Source organism: Kocuria sp. ICS0012 (assembly GCF_001665945.1).
Classification (GTDB): domain Bacteria; phylum Actinomycetota; class Actinomycetes; order Actinomycetales; family Micrococcaceae; genus Kocuria; species Kocuria marina.
In genome coordinates this window covers 23,785-29,784 of the sequence record NZ_LZMM01000048.1, presented here as the reverse complement: position 1 = coordinate 29,784, position 6,000 = coordinate 23,785, and the positions used below count along the sequence as shown (strand labels likewise).

At 68.2% G+C, this 6,000-nt stretch carries 4 protein-coding genes; 3 read left to right on the top strand and 1 reads right to left on the bottom strand.

What is annotated here, in order from left to right; genetic code table 11:
- A partial coding sequence (locus tag A5728_RS08370; protein ID WP_064846605.1) for a YigZ family protein occupies window positions 1–550 on the bottom strand: 550 nt, incomplete at its 3' end.
- 156 nt (window positions 551–706) lie between these two features.
- On the opposite strand from A5728_RS08370, the gene A5728_RS08365 reads away from it, so the two are divergent.
- The 3 genes from A5728_RS08365 to uvrB all read left to right on the top strand — a co-directional run bounded on the left by A5728_RS08365 (window position 707) and on the right by uvrB (window position 5,896).
- A complete protein-coding gene (locus A5728_RS08365) occupies window positions 707–3,079 on the top strand; it encodes a dephospho-CoA kinase (RefSeq protein ID WP_064846604.1) in 2,373 nt (790 codons plus the stop codon).
- Window positions 3,072–3,698 carry a dephospho-CoA kinase gene (gene coaE / locus A5728_RS08360; RefSeq protein ID WP_064846603.1) on the top strand — a complete coding sequence of 209 codons (627 nt, stop codon included), beginning with the start codon at window positions 3,072–3,074 and terminating at the stop codon, window positions 3,696–3,698. The genes A5728_RS08365 and coaE overlap by 8 nt, the downstream gene beginning before the upstream one ends.
- A gap of 62 nt (window positions 3,699–3,760) precedes the next feature.
- On the top strand, window positions 3,761–5,896 hold the full coding sequence (uvrB, locus tag A5728_RS08355; protein WP_064846602.1) for an excinuclease ABC subunit UvrB: 2,136 nt from the start codon (window positions 3,761–3,763) through the stop codon (window positions 5,894–5,896).
- Window positions 5,897–6,000: the final 104 nt, after the last annotated feature.

Genomic DNA, 6,000 nt, shown 5'->3' with positions numbered 1-6,000 from the left:
CGCGAGCGCGCATCTGGGACTCCACGCGGCCGGCCTCGGCGTAGGGGAGCAGCAGGGTCAGTTCGCGGCAGCGCATCCTGCGCACGAGCGGGGCGGTGTCCAGCGCGGCGGCCACGGCACCGGAGTAGGCGCGCACGAGCCCGCCGGCCCCGAGCTTGACCCCGCCGAACCACCGCACGACCACGGCACACACGTCCGAGAGGTCACCGGCCTCGTCCGCGGTGCGTTGCCGGGTCGTGGCGTGCGCGGTCAGCGCCTGCAGCATGGGCATGCCCGCGGTACCCGCCGGTTCGCCGTCGTCGGACGAGCGCGTCGTGGCGCGCGTGGGTCCGAGCACGAACGCCGAGCAGTGGTGACGGGCGTCCCGGTGTTCGGCGGCCACACGGGTGATGAACTCGCGGGCTTCCGCTTCCGTGTCCACGCGGGTGAGTAGTGCCAGGAACCGGGACTTCTTGATCTCGAGCTCCACGCTGTGCACGATGCCCCGGCGCGGGACGGTGTAGGACACGCGCGAGTCCGCGGCGTCGTGGGAGAGGGATTCGGCGGGCACACCACCAGTGTAGGGACGCGCCGATCCGGGGGCTCGTGGTCGCGCGGGGGGCCGGGACGGTCCCGGGGCGCCCGCTGAGCACGGGAGGGCCACTACAGTGAGACCTGCCGCGCCGACGCGGCCACGTGCCACCGCCTCCCATCGGAAAGCTGACCTGTGCTCAATCGTCTTCACGACCGACTGGGGTTGCGCACGACCCCGTCCATCTTCTTCGTCTCGGCCGCGCTGATCGTTGTCTTCACGCTCGCCATGAGTCTGTTCCCGGGGCCCGTGCAATCGGTCTTCGGCGTGGTCTCCCATGCGTTGCGCTACCAGACGGGATGGTTCTACACCTTCAGCGTGACCGCTCTCGTGATCTTCGCGATCGGTCTGGCACTGAGCCGCTACGGTCGCGTGAAGATCGGCGACGACGATTCCGTCCCGGAGTACTCCGGGATCGCGTGGTTCGGGATGCTCTTCGCGGCGGGCGTGGGCGCCGTGCTGATGTTCTGGGGTGTGGCCGAACCCGTCAACCACTACGCGAACCCACCCATGTACGGCACCGAACCCGCCTCGGACCGCGCCGCAGTGGAGGCCCTGAACATCGCCAACTTCCACTTCGGCGTGCACATGTGGGCGATCCTCGCCGTCCCCGGTCTGACGTTCGGGTACTTCACGTACAAGCGCAAACTGCCCCCGCGCGTCTCGTCCGCGTTCCACCCGGTGCTCGGGGACGGGATCCACGGCCCGTGGGGAAAAGCGATCGACGTGCTCTCGATCGTCGCGACCGTGTTCGGGCTCGCGGTGTCCGTGGGGCTCGGGGCGCTGCAGATCAACAGCGGCCTCACATACGTCTACGGCATCCCGATGGAGGGGTGGATCCAGGCGGCCATCATCGCGCTGATCACGGCGGTGGGCCTGGCGTCCGTGCTCGCGGGCATGGAGAAGGGCGTCAAGCGACTGTCGTACGCGAACATCGTCCTGGCCGTGGCCCTGTTGCTGTTCGTGCTCATGGCCGGGGCCACCATGGACACGATGCGCAGCATCGTGGAGTCCGTGGGTGGCTACGTGAACCAGTTGCCCACGCTCGCGTTCTTCAACGACACGTTCGGCGGCGGCACGTGGTCCGGTGACTGGACGGTGTTCTACTGGGCCTGGACCGTCACATGGGCGCCGTTCGTGGGGATGTTCGTGGCCAAGATCTCGCGCGGGCGCACGATCCGCCAGTTCGTGGTGGGGGTGCTCGGCGTCCCGTCGTCGTTCGTGGCGGTGTGGATGGCCATCTACGGATACAGCGCGATCCGCATCGACCGCGCTCCCGAGACGCAGGGCAGTCTCACGGACACCATCGTCACGCAGGGCAACGTGGAGGCCGCGCTGTTCCAGTTGCTCGGGTCCATGCCGTGGTTCGCGGTCACCGCGCTCGTGGCGCTCGTGGTCATCACGATCTTCTTCATCACCTCGATCGACTCCGGCGCGCTCGTGATGGACGCAATGGCCAATGGCCACGAGGACGAAGGCCCGCGCCGGCAGCGGATCTTCTGGACGCTCGCCGTGGGCGCGGTGTGTGCCGCGATCATCACGACCTCCGGCGAGAACGGGCTCAACGCCCTGCAGGAGGTCATCATCGTGATCGGTGCTCCCGTGATGGTCCTGGAGGTCCTGCAGGCCGGGATGCTGTTGCGGGCGTTACGCCAGGACGCCGGTACCGCGCGTCCCATGCGCACACGGCAGTGGAAGAAGGTGCTGCCCGCGGAGGAGTACCACCGCAGGGCGCAGCAGGACACCGCCGCGATCGAGGACTACGTCATCCGTCCCGAGTACGAGGTGGGCACCGAACCCGATCACGACACCCATCAGCCCCGCACGTGGCACTGGCAGCGGGAGCAGGAGGGCCGGCCGGTGTTCCAGCTCGCACTCACCGGTGGGCCGTCGGCGGGCAAGCACACCGTGGCCCGCGAGTTCGAGGCGCTGGGCGCCGTCGTCGTGGACAGCTCAGCGCTGTGGGGCGAGCTCCTGAGCCCGGGCACGGACACGCGCGCGGACGTCGAGCGCGTCTTCGGGGAGCAGTTGCGCGCCCGGGGGGTCTCTTCGCAGGACAAGGCCGCTGCGGCCGAGGCGCTCGACGACCTGATGACTCACAACGACGCCGCCAGGGCCCGCGCCCACGAACTGTTGCTCCCCGCGCTGCGGGAGGCGGCGCGGCGTCGTGCCCGGGACGCGGGACCCGACAGCGTGGTCGTGCAGGTGATCCGGGACCCCCTCGAGGCGGACCAGGGGGACCGGTTCGACCTCGTCGTGGCCGTCGACGCGCCCGTGGAGGACCGGGTGCGGAGGTTGCGCGCGGGTAAGGGCCTGCCCGCCGAGGACGCGTGGGACCGGGTGGACGTGGCCGCCGGGCCGGAGGAGATCCGGGCGGTCGCGGACGAGGTGATCGTCAACGACGGTGACCTCCACGGTCTGCGGGAGCGCTCCCGCGAGATCTGGCGCGACCACGTGCTCCCGGCACTGGGCCGGGACCAGGACACGGAAGGACACCGTCATGACTGAGCTGTTGCGCAGACCCGGCCACACCGAGACCCTGCGGGTCGGGCTGACGGGCGGGATCGCCTCGGGCAAGTCCACCGTCTCGCGGCGGCTGAGCGAGCTCGGGGCGCTCGTCGTGGACGCGGACGCGATCGCCCGGGCCCTACAGGAACCGGGGGAACCAGGCTACGAGGCCATGGTGGCCCACTTCGGTGAGCGGATCGTGCAGCCGGACTCGGGCGCACTGGACCGCGCGGCGGTCGCGGCCATCGTGTTCGACGACCCCGAGCAACTCGCGGCCCTGAACGGGATCATCCACCCGCTCGTGCGGCGCGAGACCGCGCGGCTCGTGAGTGAGGTGCCGCCGGGGGGAGTGGTGGTCCACGACATCCCGCTGCTCGTGGAGACCGGTCAGTACGGGACGATGGACGAGGTGCTCGTGGTGCAGGCGCCCGAGGACGAGCGGGTGCGGCGGATGGTCGAGGACCGCGGGATGAGCCCGGAGGACGCCCGCCGCCGGATCGCGGCCCAGGCCACCGACGAGCAGCGCCGGGCGGTGGCCACGGCAGTCCTCGACAATTCCACGACCGTCGAGGACCTGCTCGCGCAGGTGGACGAGTGGTGGCGCACGCGGGTCCTGTGAGCAGTTCCGGAGCGATGCGAGCCGCCCGGATCCGTGTCTGAGTCGGCGCGTACGCTGGGTCCATGTCGCTCGCACAGAAGATCAATCGTGTGGTCGCCCCGTTCGAGGTCGTGTCCGAGTACCAGCCCGCCGGTGACCAGCCCAAGGCCATCGCGGACCTGTCCCGCCGGATCGAGGGCGGGGAGAAGGACGTGGTACTCATGGGCGCCACGGGCACGGGTAAGTCCGCGACCGCCGCGTGGCTCATCGAGGCCGTCCAGCGGCCCACGCTGTTGCTCGTGCAGAACAAGACCCTGGCCGCCCAGCTGGCCAACGAGCTGCGCGAACTGCTGCCCAACAACGCCGTTGAGTACTTCGTCTCCTACTACGACTACTACCAGCCGGAGGCCTACGTCCCCCAGACGGACACCTTCATCGAGAAGGACTCCTCGATCAACGAGGAGGTCGAGCGGTTGCGGCACTCCGCGACCAATGCCCTGCTGACCCGCCGCGACACCGTGGTGGTCTCCACAGTGTCCTGCATCTACGGTCTGGGTACCCCGGAGGAGTACGTCAAGCAAATGGTCACCCTGGCCGTGGGCCAGGAGATGGACAGGGACACCCTGCTGCGTCAGTTCGTGAACATGCAGTATGTGCGCAACGACGTGGACTTCCACCGCGGGACGTTCCGCGTGCGCGGGGACACCGTGGAGATCATCCCCATGTACGAGGAACTCGCGGTGCGCATCGAGTTCTTCGGGGACGAGATCGAGGCGATCTACACGCTGCACCCGCTCACGGGGGAGATCGTAAACGAGGAGCAGGAGATGTACGTCTTCCCCGCCTCGCACTACGTGGCCGGTGCGGAACGCATGGCCTCGGCGATCGAGTCCATCCAGAAGGAGCTGCAGGAGCGGCTGCAGGAGCTCGAGTCGCAGAACAAGCTCGTGGAGGCCCAGCGGTTGCGCATGCGCACCACCTACGACCTCGAGATGATGGAACAAATGGGCTACTGCAACGGGATCGAGAACTACTCGCTGCACATCGACGGCCGCCCGCGCGGTTCCGCTCCCCACTGTCTGCTGGATTACTTCCCGGACGACTTCCTGCTCATCATCGACGAGTCCCACGTGACCGTGCCGCAGATCGGTGGCATGTACGAGGGGGACATGTCCCGCAAGCGCACGCTGGTGGAACACGGCTTCCGGTTGCCGTCCGCCATGGACAACCGCCCCCTGAAATGGGACGAGTTCCTGGAACGAATCGGGCAGACCATGTACATGTCCGCGACCCCGGGGCCGTACGAGATGTCCAAGGTGGACTCCGTGGTGGAGCAGATCATCCGCCCCACGGGACTCGTGGACCCCCAGGTGATCGTCAAACCCACCAAGGGCCAGATCGATGACCTGCTGGAACAGATCGAGTTGCGCGTGGAACGCGACGAACGCGTCCTGGTGACCACGCTGACCAAGCGCATGGCGGAGGACCTCACCGAGTACCTCATGGAACACGGTGTGCGGGTCCAGTACCTGCACTCGGACGTAGACACCCTCAAGCGCGTGGAACTGCTGCGGGACCTGCGCATGGGCGCGTTCGACGTCCTCGTGGGCATCAACCTGTTGCGCGAGGGCCTGGACCTGCCCGAGGTCTCCCTCGTGGCCATCCTGGACGCGGACAAGGAAGGCTTCCTGCGTTCCACCACGTCCCTGATCCAGACGATCGGTCGCGCCGCCCGTAACGTCTCGGGTGAGGTCCACATGTACGCGGACAAGATCACCAATTCCATGAACGTGGCGATCGAGGAGACCAACCGCCGCCGGGAGATCCAGGTCGCGTACAACGAGGAACACGGGATCGATCCGCAACCGCTGCGCAAGCGGATCGCGGACATCACCGATCAGTTGGCACGCGAGGACGAGGACACCCGCACCCTGCTGGCCCAGCGCGCCGCCGCCAACAATCACACCGCTCCCGTCAAGGGCGGTAAGGGCAAGGCCACGGGCAAGGGTCAGGCCGCGGCCGCCGCGGAGTCCAAACTGCTGCGCGACGGTGTCGCGGCCGCACCCGCCGAGGACCTCGTGGATCTGATCGAGGACCTCAGTGAGCAGATGCGCAACGCCGCCGCCGAGCTGAAGTTCGAGCTGGCCGGGCGGCTGCGGGACGAGATCGCGGACCTCAAGAAGGAACTGCGGCGCATGAAGGACGCCGGCCACGCGTGAGCCGATCGCACCCCTCACGGCGAGTTGTTAGTCAGGTAAACTTCCCGAGTTACCCAGCCCGTTCCCGGGCTGTCGCATACGTCGTTCTCGCCTAAGGGGTGCTC